General features: G+C 70.4%; 15 protein-coding genes. 7 read left to right on the forward strand and 8 right to left on the reverse strand.

What is annotated here, in order from left to right:
• Positions 1 to 675: 675 nt before the first annotated feature.
• Complete coding sequence (locus tag R2B38_RS32890; protein ID WP_318019455.1) at positions 676 to 2,118, reverse strand: HAMP domain-containing sensor histidine kinase; 1,443 nt, start codon at positions 2,116 to 2,118, stop codon at positions 676 to 678.
• Complete coding sequence (locus R2B38_RS32895) at positions 2,115 to 2,804, reverse strand: response regulator transcription factor (protein WP_318019456.1); 690 nt, start codon at positions 2,802 to 2,804, stop codon at positions 2,115 to 2,117. The genes R2B38_RS32890 and R2B38_RS32895 overlap by 4 nt, the downstream gene beginning before the upstream one ends.
• A 150-nt stretch (positions 2,805 to 2,954) precedes the next feature.
• Here R2B38_RS32895 and R2B38_RS32900 point away from each other — a divergent pair, with 150 nt between their 5' ends.
• The 3 genes from R2B38_RS32900 to R2B38_RS32910 are packed head-to-tail and all read left to right on the forward strand — an operon-like array spanning position 2,955 to position 5,494.
• Complete coding sequence (locus R2B38_RS32900) at positions 2,955 to 4,292, forward strand: ferredoxin reductase family protein (protein WP_318019457.1); 1,338 nt, start codon at positions 2,955 to 2,957, stop codon at positions 4,290 to 4,292.
• A gap of 10 nt (positions 4,293 to 4,302) precedes the next feature.
• Positions 4,303 to 4,752 (forward strand): FMN-binding protein, encoded by a 450-nt coding sequence (locus tag R2B38_RS32905; RefSeq protein WP_318019458.1) that lies wholly within the window; start codon positions 4,303 to 4,305, stop codon positions 4,750 to 4,752.
• A gap of 1 nt (position 4,753) precedes the next feature.
• Positions 4,754 to 5,494: an FAD:protein FMN transferase gene (locus R2B38_RS32910; protein WP_318019459.1), complete on the forward strand. Its 741-nt coding sequence runs from the start codon at positions 4,754 to 4,756 to the stop codon at positions 5,492 to 5,494.
• A gap of 85 nt (positions 5,495 to 5,579) precedes the next feature.
• On the opposite strand, the gene R2B38_RS32915 is transcribed toward R2B38_RS32910, so the two are convergent.
• Both R2B38_RS32915 and R2B38_RS32920 read right to left on the reverse strand, forming a co-directional pair.
• Entirely contained in the window at positions 5,580 to 7,748 is a 2,169-nt protein-coding gene (locus R2B38_RS32915; protein WP_318019460.1) for an ArnT family glycosyltransferase, read from the reverse strand.
• On the reverse strand, positions 7,745 to 8,587 hold the full coding sequence (locus R2B38_RS32920) for a glycosyltransferase family 2 protein (RefSeq protein ID WP_318019461.1): 843 nt from the start codon (positions 8,585 to 8,587) through the stop codon (positions 7,745 to 7,747). Before R2B38_RS32920 ends, R2B38_RS32915 begins: the two co-directional genes overlap by 4 nt.
• 244 nt (positions 8,588 to 8,831) lie before the next feature.
• Here R2B38_RS32920 and R2B38_RS32925 point away from each other — a divergent pair, with 244 nt between their 5' ends.
• The 3 genes from R2B38_RS32925 to R2B38_RS32935 are packed head-to-tail and all read left to right on the forward strand — an operon-like array spanning position 8,832 to position 11,334.
• On the forward strand, positions 8,832 to 9,962 hold the full coding sequence (locus R2B38_RS32925; protein ID WP_318019462.1) for an ABC transporter ATP-binding protein: 1,131 nt from the start codon (positions 8,832 to 8,834) through the stop codon (positions 9,960 to 9,962).
• A complete protein-coding gene (locus R2B38_RS32930) occupies positions 9,959 to 10,669 on the forward strand; it encodes an ABC transporter permease (RefSeq protein WP_033281458.1) in 711 nt (236 codons plus the stop codon). Before R2B38_RS32925 ends, R2B38_RS32930 begins: the two co-directional genes overlap by 4 nt.
• Positions 10,666 to 11,334: an ABC transporter permease gene (locus R2B38_RS32935; RefSeq protein ID WP_033281459.1), complete on the forward strand. Its 669-nt coding sequence runs from the start codon at positions 10,666 to 10,668 to the stop codon at positions 11,332 to 11,334. The genes R2B38_RS32930 and R2B38_RS32935 overlap by 4 nt, the downstream gene beginning before the upstream one ends.
• A gap of 77 nt (positions 11,335 to 11,411) precedes the next feature.
• Here the strand turns inward: R2B38_RS32935 and R2B38_RS32940 are convergent, their stop codons facing one another.
• The 4 genes from R2B38_RS32940 to R2B38_RS32955 are packed head-to-tail and all read right to left on the reverse strand — an operon-like array spanning position 11,412 to position 15,596.
• Positions 11,412 to 12,011, reverse strand: coding sequence for a GTP-binding protein (locus tag R2B38_RS32940; RefSeq protein WP_033281460.1), 600 nt, complete (start codon positions 12,009 to 12,011; stop codon positions 11,412 to 11,414).
• The gene (locus R2B38_RS32945) at positions 11,998 to 12,453 is read right to left on the reverse strand and encodes a DUF742 domain-containing protein (protein WP_033281461.1); all 456 of its coding nucleotides are present in this window, start codon (positions 12,451 to 12,453) and stop codon (positions 11,998 to 12,000) included. Before R2B38_RS32945 ends, R2B38_RS32940 begins: the two co-directional genes overlap by 14 nt.
• A gap of 36 nt (positions 12,454 to 12,489) precedes the next feature.
• Positions 12,490 to 12,966 (reverse strand): roadblock/LC7 domain-containing protein, encoded by a 477-nt coding sequence (locus R2B38_RS32950; RefSeq protein ID WP_019062808.1) that lies wholly within the window; start codon positions 12,964 to 12,966, stop codon positions 12,490 to 12,492.
• Positions 12,963 to 15,596, reverse strand: coding sequence for a sensor histidine kinase (locus R2B38_RS32955; protein ID WP_318019463.1), 2,634 nt, complete (start codon positions 15,594 to 15,596; stop codon positions 12,963 to 12,965). The genes R2B38_RS32950 and R2B38_RS32955 overlap by 4 nt, the downstream gene beginning before the upstream one ends.
• Before the next feature lie 364 nt (positions 15,597 to 15,960).
• On the opposite strand from R2B38_RS32955, the gene R2B38_RS32960 reads away from it, so the two are divergent.
• Positions 15,961 to 16,923, forward strand: coding sequence for an ABC transporter substrate-binding protein (locus R2B38_RS32960; protein WP_033281463.1), 963 nt, complete (start codon positions 15,961 to 15,963; stop codon positions 16,921 to 16,923).
• The last annotated feature ends 18 nt before the right edge of the window (positions 16,924 to 16,941 follow it).

Genomic DNA, 16,941 nt, shown 5'->3' on the forward strand with positions numbered 1-16,941 from the left:
CAACTGCCGATAAAACAGAGCCAGTTGATGGTCCTGAGCCTCAGGTGACGACACGTCACCCATGGTAGGCACAAGGCCGTCGCTGAGCTAGAGCGAGCGGGGGCGCGCGCTACCCGCGTTCACCGGGACGAAGCCGTCGCCCCGGCGGGATCCTCACCGGGGCGAGGCCGCCGCCCCCGGCGGGATGCTCACCGGGGCGAGGCCGTCCGCGATGCGATTGTCACCGGGGGCGAAGCGGCCCGGACGGGTTCGTCAGTGGGTCGGTGTCGGCCGCATCGCGTTCGTCAGCGGGTCGAAGCCAGCCGCAACGGGCTCATCACCGTGGCGAGGCCGCCGCCCCCTGCAGGACCTTCACCGGGGCGAGGCCGTCCGCGACGTGATCGTCACCGGGGGCGAAGTGGCCCGGACGGGTTCGTCAGTGGGTCGGTGTCGGCCGCATCGCGTTCGTCAGCGGGTCGGAGTCAGCCGCAACGGGCTCATCACCGTGGCGAGGCCGCCGCCCCCTGCAGGACCTTCACCGGGGCGAGGCCGTCCGCGACGTGATCGTCACCGGGGGCGAAGTGGCCCGGACGGGTTCGTCAGTGGGTCGGTGTCGGCCGCATCGGGTTCGTCAGCGGGTCGGAGTCAGCCGCAACGGGCTCATCACCGTGAACACCGTCGCCCCCGACAGGACCTTCACCGGGACGGAGCCGCCCCCAGCGGGATCGTCACCGTGAACACCGTCGCCCCCGGCTCCGACGTCAGCTCCACCGTGCCCCCGTGCGCCTTCGCCAGCGACCGGGCCACCGCGAGGCCCAGCCCGCTGCCGCCCCGGTCCCGGGTGCGGGCCTTGTCGACCCGGTAGAAGCGGTCGAAGACGCGGGCCCGGTCGTCCTCCGGGATGCCGGGGCCCGCGTCGGCGATCCGCACGGATGCCAGGCCGGCCGTGACCGACAGGGACACCGAGACCTCCGTGCCGGCCGGGGTGTGCACGGCCGCGTTGGTCAGGAGGTTGTCCAGGACCTGCCGGATGCGGACCGGGTCGACGCGCAGTCGCACCGGGGACTCGGGCACCGACACCGTCAGCGGGTGGTCCCGGTGCCCGGCGCGGAAGGCGTCCGCCGCCTGCCCCACCAGGTCCACCAGGTCCGCGTCCTCCGGCCGTAGCGGCGTCTCCACGTCCGCCGCGTCGAGGCGGGCCAGCAGGAGGAGGTCGTCGAGGAGGACGCCCATGCGGGCCGCCTCGGCGCGCAGCCGGGCCAGGTGTTTGTCGCGCTCCTCGGGGACGTTCGCGGCCGCGTACTGGAACAGGTCCGCGTAGCCGCGCACCGACATCAGCGGGGTCCGCAGCTCGTGCGAGGCGTCCGCGACGAACCGGCGCAGCCGCTGCTCGGCCTCCGCGCGCACCGCGAGGGAGTCGTCGATGTGCTCCAGCATCGTGTTGAACGCGGTGCGCAGCTCCTCCACCTCGGGCCCGCCGTCGCCCCGCTCGGCGCGCAGCGGCAGCCGGGCGGCCGACTCGGTGAGGTCGTGCGAGGCGATGCCGTGGGCCGTGGTCGCCATGTCGCTCAGCGGCCGCAACCCGCGCCGCAGCAGGTTCCGCCCTATGACCACCAGCACCAGCAGCGCCAGCGCGAACGCCACCACTTGGACCGTGACAAGTTGCCGTACGGTGCCCTGCACGTCCGCCAGCGGGGCCGCGCTCACCAGAACCACGCCGGGTTCGACCTCGCAGGCCCGCAGCCGGTAGGTGCCCTCGCCGTCGATCGTCACCGTGCGCGAGATCTCCGCGGTGGAGTGCGCCATCGTCTTCGCGAGGGCGATGAGCGCGCTCGTGTCGTCCGGTACGTCGGATGGCTCGCGCAGTTTCGGGGTCGTGCCCTTGACGTCGTAGACCGCCGTGTACCAGCCGTAGTACGGCTTGCGCTCGACGATGCCGTGGGCCTGGGCGTCCTTGGACTGGACGGTCTGGACGAGCTTCATCTGGTCGCTGACCTGGCGTTGGAGGTAGTCCCGCATGTACATCGTCAGGGCCGTGCCGACGACCGCGAACACGATCAGGGACAGCACGCCGACGCCCAGGGCGAGGCGGGTGCCCAGGCGGACCCGGCGCCAGTTGTGGCGCAGCCGTCGGATCATTCGGCGGCCTGCCGGATGACGTAGCCGAAGCCGCGCACGGTGTGGATCAGCGGGTCACGGCCCTCGTCGAGCTTGCGGCGCAGGCGGCTGACCACCAACTCCACCACGTTCGAGCGGCCGCCGAAGCCGTACTCCCACACGTGGTCGAGGATCTGCGCCTTGGTGAGGACGGTGGGCGACTTGCGCATGAGGTAGCGCAGGACCTCGTACTCGGTCGGGGTGAGCGTGAGGAGGTGGTCGCCGCGGCGCACCTCGCGGGTGTCCTCGTCCATCGTCAGATCCGCGACCTGGAGGACCGACCGCTGGAAACCGGGCCCGGCGCTGCGCCGCAGCACGGTCCGCAGCCGGGCCATCAGCTCCTCCACCGCGAACGGCTTGACCAGGTAGTCGTCACCGCCCCGGGTCAGCCCCGCGACCCGGTCGGCCACCGCGTCGCGCGCGGTGAGGAACACCACCGGCACCATCGTCCCGGACCGCCGCAGCCGGTCCAGCACACCGAAACCGTCCAGGCCGGGCAGCATCAGGTCGAGCACCACGATGTCCGGCTTGAACTCGGCGGCCACGGTCAGCGCCTCCTCACCGGAGTACGCGCACGCGGCCTCCCAGCCCTCGTACCGGGCGACCGTCGCGACAAGGTCGGCGATCGGCGGGTCGTCGTCCACGACGAGGAGTCGTACTTTGTCCACCCGCTCATACTGCGCCACACGCCTCCCGGCGCCAGACCCGCGGCACCGCCACACCCGTATCGATAACCACTTGAAAGGCGGCCGACAGGAAAACGACAGCCCCCCGAGGTCAAGCTCGTCTCCCAGGACCCGATCAAGGAGCTGCCGTCCGTGACGACCGTCCAATCACCCCCTGCGCCCCCCACGGCGATACGCCCCAGGGTGGTGGCCCGCACGGGCCTGTACGCCGTGCTGGCCGCGAACGTCGCCGTGGTGACCGTCTTCTTCGCCCAGGCCGGATTCGCCTCCAACTCGCTGATCGTCATCGGCCGCCTCCTCGGCCTCTACGGCGCGCTGGTCATGGCCTTCCAGCTGCTGCTGGTGGCCCGCCTGCCCTGGCTCGACCGCCGGATCGGCATGGACCGGCTCACCAACTGGCACCGCTGGACCGGCTTCGCGCTGCTCTGGACGCTGCTCGGGCACCTCGTGTTCATCGCCTTCGGCTACGCCCAGGGCACCGACACCGGCCCTGTCGGCGAGGTCGTCGACCTCGCCGAGACCACCGAGGGCATCCTGCGCGCGCTCGTCGCCTTCGCCCTGATCCTCGTCATCGGCGCGACCTCCGCCCGCTACGCGCGACGCCGACTCGCTTATGAGACCTGGCACTTCATCCACCTCTACACCTACGTCGCGGTGGTCCTCGCCTTCACCCACCAGGTCGCGGTCGGTACGACGTTCACCGCGTCGTCCGCCGCCACGACGTACTGGTACGCGGTCTGGGGCGTCGCGCTCGGCTCGGTCGCCCTGGGCCGCGTGATCCTCCCCCTGTGGCGCAACCTCCGCCACCAGCTCCGGGTGGAGGCGGTGGTCCCCGAGTCCGACAACGTCGTCTCGATCTACATCACCGGCCGCGACCTCCACCAACTCCCCGCCCAGGCAGGCCAGTTCTTCCTCTGGCGGTTCCTCACCAAGGACCGCTGGTGGCAGGCCAACCCCTTCTCCCTCTCGGCCGCCCCCGACGGCACCCGCCTCCGCCTCACCGCGAAGACGGCCGGTGCCGGTACGGCCGCCCTGCGCCACCTCAAGCCCGGCACCCGCGTCTTCGCCGAGGGCCCCTACGGCGCCTTCACCACCCTGCACCGCACGAAGAGCGAGTCCCTGCTCATCGCGGGCGGCGTCGGAGTCACCCCGATCCGCGCCCTGCTGGAGGACCTGGAGGGCCACGCGGTCGTCATCTACCGCGTCTCCGCCGAGCGCGACGCCGTCCTCTACGACGAGCTGGCCGAACTCGCCCAGGTCAAGGGCGCCCAGCTCCACCTGCTCACCGGCCCGCCCGTCCCCGACAAGCTCGCCCCGCGCGAACTCGCCCGGCTCGTACCGGACATCGCCGACCGCGACGTCTTCCTCTGCGGACCACCGCCGATGATGAACGCGGTGCTGCGCAGCCTCGGCGACCTGGGCGTGCCCAAGCAGCAGATCCACTTCGAACGCTTCAGCCTGGCGGGATGAGAGACATATCGTGAAGCGAGTCATACCTGTCCTGGTGCTGTCCGTCGCGGGGTTGATCCCCGTGTGGCGCTACGAGCCGTCCATCGGAACGACGACGAGTTCGGCGAGCACGCCGACCACGGAGGCGGTCTCGACACCGACTCCTACGGCCACCTCCTCGTCGTCGTCGGGCTCCGCGTCCACGCCGTCCACGTCCGCGAAGAAGGTCGTCCAGGGCACCGCGATCAACACCTCCAAGGGCACCGTGCAGGTGCAGGTGACCTTCGAGGGCGACAAGATCAGCGCCGTCAGCATGCTCCAGCAGCCGGACCATCCGCAGACCACGGCGGCGGTCCCGGTGCTGATCGAGGAGACCCTCAAGGCGCAGAGCTCGAAGATCGACACGGTGTCCGGCGCCACGATCACCAGCGACGCCTACGTCCAGTCGCTCCAGGCCGCGATCGACGCCAAGGGCGCGTGAAATGCGGCGAGTTGAGCATGTGATGGGCTTCCCGGTGTCGTTGCGCGTCGACGACGAGGGCAGCGGTTCCCGCCTGGACGAGGTGGCGGACGCGTTGTTCGCCTGGCTGCGCGAGGTCGACGCCCGCTTCAGCCCGTTCCGCCCGGACAGCGAGGTCTGCCGCTACGACCGCGGCGAGCTGCAACTCCGGCACCTCAGCGCCGACTTGACCGAGGTGCTCGACCTCTGTGAGCAGTACCGGCTCGCGACCGGCGGCGCCTTCGACGTCCGGCTGCCCGGCCGGCCCCTCGACCCCTGCGCGGTCGTCAAGGGCTGGTCGGTGCAGCGGGCGGCGGACCTCCTCACCGCCGCCGGTGCCCGGCGCTTCATCCTCAACGCCGGTGGCGACGTGGTCGTGGCCGGCGGTCCGTGGCGGGTGGGCGTACGGCACCCCGAACACGCCGATCAGCTGTGCACGGTCCTGGAGTTGACCGACGGGGCGGTGGCGACCTCCGCGCGTTACGAGCGCGGTGACCACATCGTCGACGGCCGCACCGGCACTCCCGCGACCGGTCTCCTCAGCATCTCCGTCGTGGCCGCCTCCCTCACCGAGGCGGACGCCACGGCCACCGCGGCCTTCGCGATGGGCCCGGAGGGCGTCGACTGGGCCGCCGCCCGGCCCGGCTGCGAGGTGTTCGCGGTCGACGCGGAGCGCTGCGTGCGGCGTACGCCGGGATTCCCGGTCGCGACGGTGGCGGCTTAGCGGCTGTCCCTCACCCACGACAAGCGGAAGGGCCGCCGGGTTACCGGCGGCCCTTCCTGTCGGGAAATGTGGTTCGGGGAGTGGATCAGCTGACGTCGGAGGCGTCCAGGCGGTACAGGCCGCTGCTCGTCGACGACGATGAGGTCGAGGTCGTAGAGGAACTGCTGCTGTACGCCGAGGACTTGACCGCCGTGCCGTGGGCCTTGACCCAGGTGGCGATCTCGGAGTTCGTGCCCTGGCCGCCGTCGCTGCTGACGATGATGTAGTGCAACTTGCCGGACTTCACCAGGGACTTGAGCTTGGCCAGCGTCATCGCGTTGTCGCTGCCGGACCAGCCGCCCATGGAGATCACCGGCTGGCCGGACTCCAGGATGATCGAGGACGCCGTCTGGTCGGTGGAGACCGCCAGCAGCCAAGTCGCGCCGTCCTGGTGCTTCTTGAGGTACGTGATCATCTCGGACGAGACCTGGGTGCCGCCGCCCATACCGCCGCCACCGGTGGACTGCTCACCGGACTCCGAAGTACCGGACTCCGAACCGGACTCGGTGGAGGACGAAGACGCCGAGCCGCTGCCCGAGGGCATGGTGCCGGACGGGGCCGAACCACTGGGCTTCGTACCCGAGGGGGCCGAACCGCTGGGCTTCGTACCGGACTTGGTGCCGCTCGGCGCGCCGCCCATACCGCCACCGCCACCACCGCCGCCCATACCGCCACCGGTGCTCGGACCGGCCGTCGGGTTGGTGCCGTTGGTCGAGGAGGTCGCCGCCGAGACCGAGTACGCCGCGGGACCGGCGAGCAGGGCGACGACGGCGGCCAGCGCCGCGAAGCCCATCAGGCGGTGGCGCTTGGTGAACCGGCCCACCAGCAGGCCGAGTACGGAGGCCACGCCTGCCACGGCGACGACGATCTCCGCGACCGTGTACAGCGTGCCGGAGCCGGAGACCCGCTGGAGCAGGACGACCGCCCAGACGGAGCTGGCCGCGATCGCCGCCGGCAGCACCCAGGCCCACTTGGCCGCCGAACCCTCACGGAAGGCGCGGTAGAGCAGGACCCCGCCCGCACCGGCCAGGGCCGCGATACCGGGTGCCATGGCGGTGACGTAGTACGGGTGGAACGTGCCCTCGGCGAGCGAGAAGGTCAGGAAGTGGAGGACGAACCAGCCGCCCCAGAGCATCAGCGCCGCGCGCTTGGCGTCGGTGCGGGGAGCACGGCCCCGCAGCACCAGACCGGCGATGAGCGCGATCGCGGCGAAGGGGATCAGCCAGGAGATCTGGCCGCCCATGATCTCGTTGAACATCCGGTACAGGCCCGAACTGCCGCCGAACGAGGCCCCGTTGCCCTGCGAACCGACCGACGAGCTGGCGCCGAAGATCCGGCCGAAGCCGTTGTAGCCGATGACGAGGTCCCACACCGTGTTGTCGGTGGAGCCGCCGATGTAGGGGCGGGAGGACGCGGGGATCAGGTCGACGATCACCATCCACCAGGCGCTGGAGACGACCAGCGCGACGGTGGCGACGGCGAGGTTGCGGATGCGCTTGCCGAGGGAGACGTTGGTGGCCCAGAGGTAGACGAGGAAGAACGCGGGCAGGACCACGTACGCCTGCATCATCTTGGTGTTGAACGCGAAGCCGATCGCGACCGCCGACCACACCAGCGGCATCAACCTGCCGTTGCGGACGGCCTTCATGAGGGCCGCGGCGCCGAGCATCATCAGCAGGACGAGGATCGGGTCCGGGTTGGTGTCACGCGTGATGGCGACCGTGATCGGGGTGAGGGTGAGGACCAGTGCGGAGATCGTGCCCGCCACCGCTCCGAAGTCCCGCTTCACCTGCCGGTACAGCAGGGCTACCGAACCCGTGCCCGCCGCGACCATCGGCAGCATCAACTGCCAGGTGCCGTAACCGAATACGCGGGCGGACAGGCCCATCACCCAGAGGGCGAACGGTGGCTTGTCGACCGTGATGAAGCTGCCGGAGTCGAGCGCGCCGAAGAAGAACGCCTTCCAGCTCTTGGTGCCGCTGTAGACGGCCGCGTCGTAGAAGGTGTTGCCGGTGATCGAGGTGAGGTTCCAGGCGTAGAGAGCCGTGGCCAGCAGCAGGATGCCCCACAGGGCCGGGCGGGCCCAGCGCGGGTCGTCCTCCGGGCCCGTGAAGAGCCTTCTGGCACGGGAGTTGAGGCCGCCGTCGGCCGGCGGGCCCGCGCGGTGCGAGCGGCGGGCGCTCTCCTGACCGGGGGGCGGGGCGAGGGTCGTCATGACGCGTACTCCAGGTGTTCCGCGGAAGAGGCGGGCGCCCCGACGGGCAGGACAGGGGTGGTGGTGCGGGTACGGCGGGGTACGGCGGCGATGCGGGCGCGGCCGGTGACGGACTTCTTGAACATCCGGCGCATGCCCTTGAGGTCGTCGAGGGCGGTGCGGACGATGTCGACACGGCTGTCGGGGTCGTCGATCCAGTCGACCGGGACCTCGTGGATACGGAGCTTGTTGCGCTGGGCGAGGACGAGCAGTTCGGTGTCGAAGAACCAGGCGGTGTCCTCGATGTGCGGGGCGAGCGCCCGGAACACCTCGGTGCGCACGGCCTTGAAGCCGCACTGCGCGTCCGAGAAGCGGGCGGCGAGGCCTGCCTTGAGGAGGAGGTTGTAGGAGCGGGAGATGAACTCCCGCTTGGCGCCGCGCTGTACGGCCGACTGCCGGTGCAGCCGGCTGCCGATGGCCACGTCGCTGTGGCCGGAGAGGAGCGGGGCGACCAGTGGGAGGAAGCCCTCCAGACCGGTGGACAGGTCGACGTCCATGTACGCGACCACGTCCGCCTCCGACCGGCTCCACACCTGCTTCAGCGCGCGGCCCCGGCCCTTCGCGTCGAGGTGCACGGCGTGCACGTGCGGCAGCCGCTGGGTGAGGGCGAGCGCCTCCTGCCAGGTGGCGTCGGTGCTCGCGTTGTCCGCCACGGTGATCGTGAACGGGAACGGGAAGGACGTTTCGAGGTATGCGTGGAGACGGCCGACACTGCCGGCGAGGACGTGCGCCTCGTTGTACACCGGCACCACGATCTCGACCGACCGCTGCCGGACGCCTCCCGCGTTCTGTTCGTTCATGACGGTGACTTTCCGGGCCCTGCCTAGGGCGTTCCTGTGCCTTCACTGAACGGCCGATGAGAATCAGCGGACTCACAGGAAGGGCACAGTCGATCCGCGTCGAACCCCCAGGAAGCGGCCCCCAAAACCCCTCAGGTGCCCGCCAAGTTCCCGCAACACAAGCCGTCTAGACTCTCCCCTCAACGGCCAGAGACAGCGGTCAGGAACGGGCAGTTTCTGCCACATCCGAAGGGTATTCGGCGTTTTGATACGGATAGATTCAGTCACCAAGCGGTACCCGGACGGCACGGTGGCGGTCGACCAACTGTCCTTGGACATACCGGACCGCTCGATCACCGTCCTCGTCGGCCCCTCGGGCTGCGGCAAGACGACCACTCTGCGCATGATCAACCGGATGATCGACCCCAGCGAGGGCACGATCTCCCTGGACGGCGCGGACATCACCAAGCAGCCGGTCAACACGCTGCGCCGGTCGATGGGTTACGTCATCCAGAACGCCGGGCTCTTCCAGCACCGCACGATCGTCGACAACATCGCGACCGTGCCCCGCATGCTCGGCTGGGGCAAGGAGAAGGCCAGGGCGCGGGCCACCGAACTCATGGGGCGGGTGGGCCTGGACGCCGCCCTCGCCAAGCGGTACCCGTACCAGCTCTCCGGCGGGCAGCAGCAGCGCGTCGGTGTCGCCCGCGCGCTGGCGGCCGACCCGCCGGTGCTGCTGATGGACGAGCCCTTCTCCGCCGTCGACCCCGTCGTCCGCAAGGGCCTCCAGGACGAACTCCTGCGCCTCCAGGAGGAGTTGGGCAAGACGATCGTCTTCGTCACCCACGACATCGACGAGGCGATCAAGCTCGGCACGATGGTCGCGGTGCTGCGCACCGGCGGCAAGCTCGCTCAATTCGCCCCGCCCGCCGAGCTGTTGTCGGACCCCGCGGACGCCTTCGTCGAGGACTTCCTCGGCACCGACCGGGGCATCCGCCGCCTGTCCTTCTTCTCCTCGGCGGGCCTCGACCTCAAGACCTCCCCGATCGTCGCCGTCGACTCCACCGCCGAGCAGATCGCCGAACGCACCACCCCCGACGTGCCGTACCTCCTCGTCACCGACCTGGACGGCAGGCCGCTGGGCTGGAGCGAGCCGGGCGCGCTGACCGCCGGAGCCGTCGACACCGCCCAACTCCTCGCCTACGGCCGCCCGTTCGAGGCCGGCAAGGACTCGCTGCGGGCCGCGCTCGACGGCGCGGTGCTGTCGCCGACCGGGTGGGCGGTCGGCGTGGACGGCACCGGGCGCGTGGTCGGGGTCGTGTCGCAGGGAGCTGTGGGCGAGGCGATCCGCAGCGCCCACGCGGCGGGTCGCAGCGGCGCGAAGGCCGCCGGATGAACGACTGGTTCCGCATCCCCAGCGACCTCCAGAACAGCTACCTCGGTCTGATCGGCCTGCACCTGCGCGAGGCCGTCATCCCGGTCCTCGTCGGCCTGGTGGTCGCGCTGCCCATCGCCCAACTGTGCGTGCGGCTGCGCTGGTTGTACCCGCCGGTGCTCTGGGTGACGACCGTGCTCTACGCGATCCCCTCGCTGGCGTTCTTCGTCGTCCTCATCGACTACACCGGCCAGACCGAGACCACCGTGATGATCCCGCTCGGCGTCTACAGCCTCGTGGTGTTCGTCCCGGCGATCGTGGACGGCGTCCGCTCGGTGCCCCAGGAGACCCTGGACGCGGCCACCGCGATGGGCCTCGGGCCCGTACGCCGGTATCTCCAGGTGCAGTTGCCGATCGCCGTGCCCGCGATCATCGCGGGTCTGCGCGTGGCGACCGTGTCGAGCATCTCCCTCGTCAGCGTCGGCATGCTGATCGGCAACCAGGGAGCCCTCGGCAACCTGCTCAACGACGGCCAGATCTACCACCAGCCACGCCTGATCTGGCTCTCCGTGATCACCACGGCCGTCCTCGCCATCGTCGTGGACGCCGTCCTGGTCGGCGTACGGCTGCTCCTCACGCCCTGGATGCCGCGCGGCACCCGCAAGGCCCGCCCCGCCGAGGACCGGCCGGAACCGGCCGAACCCGTACTGGAGGACGCAGCCCGGTGAACGTACTCCACTACATCAACCTGTTCTTCAGCGACAGCAGTCACTGGCACGGCTACGACGGCATCCCCACCCGGCTCGTCGAACACATCCGGTACTCGCTGATCGCGCTCGCCATCGCCTCCGCCATCGGCCTCCCCATCGGCCTGCTGACCGGCCACACCGGACGCGGCGGCAACACCCTCTCGCTCATCGCCACCGCGGCCCGCGCCCTGCCGAGCTTCGGCCTGCTGGTGCTGATGTTCGTGCTGATCGGCTTCGGCCTGGTCCCGGTGATGATCCCGCTGGTCGTCCTCGCCGTACCGCCGATCCTGGTCACCACGTACGAGGCGATGCGCTCCGTCGACCCGTCCCCGGTCGACGCGGCCCGCGGCATGGGCATGAACGAGACGAGCGTGCTGTTCCAGGTGGAACTCCCGGTCGCCCTCCCGCTGATCCTCAGCGGCCTGCGCTCGGCCGCCATCCAGATCGTCTCCACGGCCACCATCGCGGCCTACGTCAGCCTCGGCGGCCTCGGCCGCTACATCATCGACGGCCTCTACCAGCGGAACTACGAGAAGGTCGTCGGCGGAGCCACCCTGGTCGCCGGGATGGCACTGGTGACGCTCGGACTCTTCTGGGGCATCGCACGGCTCGCGGTGTCACCCGGGGTCCGCAGGAGCAACTGAGCGACTGAACACCCCTGCTGGCAAAGGGAGATGGGGAGGACCGGCGACGGCCCTCCCCATCTCCCTTTCTCCTGCGGTCAGTTCTCCGTGCGCGCCAGCGCCAGCTCCAGCACGACCAGCAACGCGTCCCGCACCGAGCCGCGTTCGCGGGCGTCGAAGGCGAGGACCGGGACCCGCTCGTTGACGTCCAGGGCCCAGCGGACCTCGTCCAGGGAGTGCTCGATCTTGCCGTCGAAGGCGTTCAGGGCGACCGCGAACGGGATCTGCTTGTGCTCGAAGTAGTCGACCGCGGCGTAGCAGTCGTCGAGGCGCCGGGTGTCGACGATGACGAGACCGCCGACCGCGCCCTCCACGATGTCGTCCCACATGAAGCCGAACCGGTCCTGCCCGGGCGTACCGAAGAGGTACAGCTTCAGCGTCGGGTCGATCGTGATGCAGCCGAAGTCCATCGCGACCGTGGTGGTGGTCTTGCGCGGGGTGTGGGACAGGTCGTCCACGCCCGCCGCGACCTCGGTGATGGCGGCCTCGGTGGTCAGCGGCTCGATCTCGGAGATCGCGCCCACCGTGGTGGTCTTGCCCACGCCGAAGCCGCCCGCGACGACCATCTTGACCGGCAGCGGCGGTCGTACGACGGTCTGCGCAGCCGCACCGCGGGCGACCGGTTCAGTCGGTGTCACGGAGTACTCCCCGGGAGTTGGGGATGGCGCGGAGGCCATCGATGACCCTTCGCAGGACGGTTGCGTCATGGGTGATGTCGGTGTTGGGCACGTGCACCGTCAACTGCCCGGCGGCACGCAGGTCTTCGGCGAGCACCCGCACCACGTTCAGGTGCAGCCGCAGCCGGGCCGCGATCTCCGCGAGGGACTGCGGCTGCCGGCACGCGGCGACGATGTCGTGCTGCTCGAAGGAGAGCCGGTCGAGCACTTCCAGCCCGGCGGCCGTGGCCACCACCTGGGTCTCGACCGGGATCGGCCGCCCGGAGTCGGCCGCTCCGGCGCCCGCCACCCGGCCGGCGGTGACCAGGAACGGCCGTACGGCGGAAGGCGTGCGCACCGGATCGCGACCCGGGGGTGTGGCCCCGTCCGCGCCGGCACCGCTCGGAGTGCGGCCGTCGGGCATGAGTGGCTGTTCCTCTCTCGACCGGTCGGGGACCGGTCACCGAGCCGAAGCGGCGCCGACGCTGTTCTTCAGCTGGAGCACCAGCTGGGGGTTGAGCGCGGAACCGGCACGGTTGGCGAACAGCGTCATCTCGTAGGCGATGTTGCCGAGTTTGGCCTCCTTGTCGGTGACGACGCCGAGGACGGCGCCGCTGCCGATCGCGGAGACGAGGACGTGGCCGCCCTCCAGGTCGATGATGACCTTGTTCAGGCCACCGAGACCGTAGTTGCCGGAGGCTCCGGCGGCGAGGCTGGTGATGCCGGAGACGATGGCCCCGAGCCGCTCCGAGTGGGCGTGTTCACGCAGTTCGGCCACGGCGATCAGCAGGCCGTCGGAGGACACCGCGATGGCGTCGACGACACCCGCGGTCTCCGTCGCGAAACGGTTGAGCAGCCAGTTGAAATCGGCCGCGGCTGCCTGCAGATCGGCCGGCGTGGTGCCCCCCGTGGGAGTGTCACCTGTCGACGTACTCACTGCTCCGCTCCTTTCGGGAGGTGGTTCTGGTCGTGCGGGTGGTTCGCGTCCGGGGCCCGCAGGCCCGTGAGGGTGTCGCTGTCGCGATGCGCCTGTTCTACGGCGGCCTCGAACTCTTCGAGGGCCGAGCGGACGGCGTCCGCGTCGGCGGGCCGGGGGGCCTGCCGTGCGGCTTGCTGGGCGGCGGCGTCGGCGCCCGTACGAAGGGTGGCACCCCTGACCCGCCGACGCAGGGGCCGGGAGCCCCCGGTGGCGTCGTCAGGGGCGGTGGCGGAATCGTCCGCCGGGGCGTGGTGGGTGGTGACGGCGGCGGACTCCGCCACGGCGGCTGCGGGCGCCGTCTCGTACCGGGAGACCCGGCGCGGCAGCGGGGCGGGCTCATCGTCGGCCCAGGTGTGTTCCCGCACGGGTTCGGCGGCGACGGAGGGCCGGGGACCGGAGTCGGCGTACCCGGAGTCGCGTCCGGCGGGAGCCCCGACGGCGGGCGCCGGGCGTACGGAGTCGGCGCTGCGGCCGGAGGAGCCGTAGCCCGAAGCCGTGGCCGCCAGGCCGGAGTCGGTGGTCCGGGCGGCACCGGAGTCAGCGGTGGCCCAGGAAGGAGCCGGACGCTGGTCCGGTACGGAGCCCGCGGACGCGAGTGCCGACCCCGACCCTGATCCCGAGCCCGATTCCAGCCCCGCGAACCCTCCCGCCGAACCGCCGGAGGCCAGCGCGCTCATGCGCAGCAGCAGCGTCGCCGGGATGGTGATCTCGGCCGTCACACCGCCGCCCGGGGTGCGGGCGAGGGTGACGTCGATGTCCCAGCGGCGGGCGAGCGTACCGACCACGAACAGGCCCAGCACCTTCGTCGGCACCAGGTCGAGGCGCTCGCGCCGGATCAGGCGGGCGTTCTCCTCGGCGATCCGGTCGGCGCTCATCCCGAGTCCGTGGTCGGCGACCACGATCAGCGCGTCGTCGCCGTCGGTCCGTACGACCACCTCGACGGGGCTGCCCGCGGGCGAGAACGAGACCGCGTTCTCCAGGAGTTCGGCCACCATCAGCGTGAGGTCGCCGATGATGTCGGGCTCCACCATGACCTCGGTGTCGGCCCGCAGGCCCACCCGCTGGAAGCCCTCGATCTGGCCGAGCGCGGCCCGTACGACGTTGGTGAGTTCGGTGGGTCCGCCGTCCAGCACGGTCTCGCGGATGCCGGCGAGCAGCATCAGGCTGTCCGCGTTGCGGCGCAGGCGGACGGCGATGTGGTCGATGGAGTAGAGCCGCTCCAGCAGCGCCGGGTCGGTCTCACCGCGCTCCACCGCGTCGATCAGGGCGAGTTGACGGGTCGTCAGGTTGCTGACGCGGCGGCCGACGTTGCCGAACATCTCGGCGACGTTGCGCCGGCTGACCACCTGGCGGGCCAGCAGCGCGGCGGCCGTGGTCTGCACATGGTTGAAGGCCTCGGCGAGGTCACCGATCTCGTCCTTCGCGGTGACCGGCATGTCCCGCAGCAGCGGCGGCCCGTCGTCCTCGGCGTCGTCGTCGGCGACGCGGGCGAGTTCCCGGCCCGCGACCTCGGCGACCTGCTTCGCGGCACCGGTCAGGGCCTGCACGGGGCGGACCACCGAGCGGCGCACGATCACCACGAAGGCGAGCCACAGCACGAAGCCGAGCAGCGACAGGCTCAGCAGCAGCCCGGCGCGCCAGGAGGCGGAGGAGGACGCGTCGTCGGCGCGGGTGGCGATCTGGTCGATGAGCGAGCCGGTGATCTTCAGCCGGCTCGCGGCCTGCTGCGGGTAGGACGGGTAGTCGCTCATGGCGTCCGCGAAGGCCTTGCGGACGGCGCCGGGCGTCTCGGCCTGCAGCCCGCTGGGGTCGATCTGCAGCTCGGCGTAGGCCTCGGCGATCTCCCGCTGCGCCGGAGTGTGCTCGATGCCGGAGAGCTGGTCGGCCTGGTCCTCGGTGGCGAACCGGGCGAACCGGGCGGACTGGTAGGTGAAGAGGTCGTAGGAGCCGACCGCGTTGTTGTACTCGATGAGCGCGTTGCTGTCACCGGTCGTCGCGGAGAACACGCTGGTCTCGAACGAGCTGTGGGCGGCGTCCGCCCGCAGCACGGAGTCCAGCAGGTTGCCGGTGAAGGTGGTGGCGAGGTTCGCGTTGTGCTCGAGGTCGAGCCCGTCGATCAGACCGTCGGAGGCGCTGGTGTACGCCGGGTCGATGTTGTCGGCGGGCAGATAGCTCTGCTCGACGGTGTCGCGCAGCGTCTCCAGGCCGTTGATCTCCTTCAACGCCTGGGCCTCGCTGGCCGGCAGCCGGTCGCCGAAGGTGTCGCGCACCTTCTCGACCTGCTTGTCCACGGCCAGTTGGGCCTTGCGGTAGGCGCTCTGCGAGGGGGTGCCGCCGTCGTTGGTGGCCTCGAAGCGGACGGAGAGCAGGATGGCCTGCTGGTGCTCCGCCTCCACGAGGTTCACCAGCTCGGCGACCTGCCCGCTGTCCCGCACCAGCTGCGCCGCGTCGCTCGCGTCCGTCGACTGCCCGATCTCGTCCGAGATGAGATACGCCAGCAGTACGGCGACCACCGCGAGCGGTACGCCGACGAGCAGATTGAGCTTGCGCCTGAAGGGCCAACGGTCTGCGAAGCCCCGTATGGACACCAGGCCTCCTTCGTGGGGTGTTGTCACGATACGCGCAGCGACGCGTGTGACTGTTTTTGATCGAAGCGGCCCCCGCACACCGCTGTGACCGACGCCAACTCCGGGGAGACTACCGCCTCTTTGAACGATCAAGTGCGTCGCCCTACGTCAAGAATCAATTACAAAGCGACCGTGTTCGTGACCGGTCTGTTTACGTTGCCTTCACAACTGGGCACCCATTGAGGCCAATCGGTGACCAGAGTTCTCTTGACTGACCAAGAACCGGCTGGATTGGATCAGCGGAGTGCGGCGTTCACGCCCCGCGCGTCGACGCCACAGCCATGCCTGCACGCCTGTGCCAACATCCAAACCCGGAACGGGAATTGTGACTTCTAAAGCGAAGAACAGCTGGTCCAGCACTAGGTACCCCGGCGCGGCCGCCATCGCGCTCGCCGCGACGGCTGCGCTTGTCACGGGATGTGGTTCGTCCTCCGACAGCAAGTCCGACAACCCGCTCTCCGGCGGCAAGGCCGGCGGCGACACCGTCGTCGTCGGCTCGAACAACTTCGCCGAGAGCATCCTGATCGCCGACATCTACGGCGAGGCTCTCAAGGCCAAGGGCGTCAAGGTCACTTACAAGCCGAACATCGGCAGTCGTGAGACGACGTACGGCCTGCTCAAGAACGGCACGATATCCGTGCTGCCCGAGTACAACGGCGCGCTGCTGGCCTACCTCGACCCGAAGGCCACCCCGGCGACCCTCGCGGCGACCACGGCCGCGATCAACGCCAAGCTGGACTCCAAGCTGACGCTGCTGGACCCGGCGGCGGCGGAGGACAAGGACACGGTCACGCTCAACGCGGAGACCGCGAAGAAGTACAGCCTCACGTCCGACTCCTCCATCGCGGACCTCAAGTCCATCGCGAAGGACCTGGTCATCGGCGCCTCGCCGGAGTTCCAGACCCGGCAGCAGGGCCTGGTGGGCCTGAAGTCGGTCTACGGCCTGGAGTTCAAGTCCTTCAAGGCGCTGGACGCGGGCGGCCCGCTGACGGCGGCCGCGCTGAAGAAGAACACGGTGCAGGCGGCCGACCTCTTCAGCACGGACCCGACCATCGTCAAGGAGAAGCACGTCACGCTCCAGGACCCGAAGCGGCTCTTCGGCTTCGAGAACGTGCAGCCCCTCGTCTACAAGAGCGGCCTCTCCGCGGCCGGTGTCGCCGCCCTCAACGCGGTCTCCGCGAAGCTCGACACGGCGACCCTGCTGGACCTCGACACCCAGGTCCAGTCCCAGAACAAGGACCCGCTGGACGTCGCGAAGGCCTGGCTGAAGACGGCCGGCCTGAGCTGACCCGCTCCGGCGACGACG

It is taken from the genome of Streptomyces sp. N50, from assembly GCF_033335955.1.
In the GTDB taxonomy this organism is placed as follows: domain Bacteria; phylum Actinomycetota; class Actinomycetes; order Streptomycetales; family Streptomycetaceae; genus Streptomyces.

Coding starts and splice junctions, on each gene's coding strand:
- R2B38_RS32930 (WP_033281458.1), top strand. CDS start 9,959: ATGAACGACTGGTTCCGCATCCCCAGCGACCTCCAGAACAGCTACCTC.
- R2B38_RS32915 (WP_318019460.1), bottom strand. CDS start 7,748: ATGACGACCCTCGCCCCGCCCCCCGGTCAGGAGAGCGCCCGCCGCTCG.
- R2B38_RS32945 (WP_033281461.1), bottom strand. CDS start 12,453: ATGCCCGACGGCCGCACTCCGAGCGGTGCCGGCGCGGACGGGGCCACA.
- R2B38_RS32910 (WP_318019459.1), top strand. CDS start 4,754: ATGCGGCGAGTTGAGCATGTGATGGGCTTCCCGGTGTCGTTGCGCGTC.
- R2B38_RS32920 (WP_318019461.1), bottom strand. CDS start 8,587: ATGAACGAACAGAACGCGGGAGGCGTCCGGCAGCGGTCGGTCGAGATC.
- R2B38_RS32890 (WP_318019455.1), bottom strand. CDS start 2,118: ATGATCCGACGGCTGCGCCACAACTGGCGCCGGGTCCGCCTGGGCACC.